Below are 1231 nucleotides of genomic sequence, written 5' to 3' on the forward strand. Positions count from 1 at the left end.
TTGCGGATTCAACCGGTCGATGCAACACACTGATGACTGCCGTTGGCAGAAGGAGTGTTGCAGATGGCTTACCGGACGCGAACCTACTACACAGACAGCCAGAAGGCACTGATGTGGGAGCGATGGAGGGAGGGATGGACCCTCCATCAGATCGCTCAGCTGTTCAATCGACCGCACACGTCGGTACAGGGAATTCTGTCGCGCACTGGCGGCATTCGGCCGCCGGAGCGAAGCCGTTCGTCGATGGCACTGACGCTGGCCGAGCGCGAGGAGATCTCGCGTGCCATGGCGGCTGGGTTCTCGATTCGCTCGATCGCGTTGATTCTCGGGCGAGCGCCATCCACCATCAGCCGCGAGATCAGGCGCAACGGTGGTTCAGGGTGCTATCGGGCGACGCAGGCCGACCAGGCAGCATGGGATCGGGCTCATCGACCCAAGCCCTGCAAGCTAGCCAGGAACCGGCTCTTGGCGCGGATCGTCACGGAGAAGCTACGGCTGCAATGGTCTCCGGAGCAGATTGCGGGGTGGCTCAAACACACGTACCCTTGCGACGAGAACTGCCACGTGTCACACGAGACCATCTACCGCAGCCTGTTCATTCAAGCCCGCGGGGCCTTGAAGAAGGAATTGCTGCAGCACCTGAGACGAACGCGAGGCATGCGACGGTCACGCCAGTATTCGCAGAAGACCGACACCCACGGAAGAATCGTTGACGCCGTCTCGATCAGCGAGCGCCCGGCCACGGTTGAAGATCGAGCGGTTCCTGGCCACTGGGAAGGCGACTTGCTGTTCGGAAGCGCGAATAGCCAGATCGCCACGCTGGTTGAGCGTCAGACACGTTACGTGATGCTGGTGAAGGTCGACGGCAAGGACACAGAGACGGTCGTCAACGCGCTGGTCAAGAATGCTCGCAAGCTGCCGCGGGAGCTCTACAAGTCGCTCACCTGGGATCGAGGCAAGGAGATGGCAGGCCACAAGCAGTTCACCTTGGCAACCGACATCCAGGTCTTCTTCTGCGATCCTCAGAATCCTTGGCAGCGCGGCACCAACGAGAACACGAATGGATTGCTCAGGCAGTACATGCCGAAGGGCATGGACATCTCAGGATTCTCACAGCTTCAACTCAACGCGATCGCGAGACAATTGAACGAGAGGCCGCGCAAGACGCTCGGCTTCCATACACCCGCTGAGATGTTCAGCGAATGTGTTGCATCGACCGGTTGAATCCGCA

1 protein-coding gene is annotated in these 1231 nt (G+C 60.0%); it reads left to right on the forward strand.

Going from position 1 to position 1231, the window contains the following annotated elements:
* The first annotated feature begins 63 nt into the window (after positions 1-63).
* Positions 64-1224 carry an IS30 family transposase gene (locus tag ACSFBL_RS35610; protein WP_435520503.1) on the forward strand — a complete coding sequence of 387 codons (1161 nt, stop codon included), beginning with the start codon at positions 64-66 and terminating at the stop codon, positions 1222-1224.
* The last annotated feature ends 7 nt before the right edge of the window (positions 1225-1231 follow it).

Source organism: Variovorax glacialis (genome assembly GCF_051216375.1).
GTDB lineage: Bacteria > Pseudomonadota > Gammaproteobacteria > Burkholderiales > Burkholderiaceae_C > Variovorax.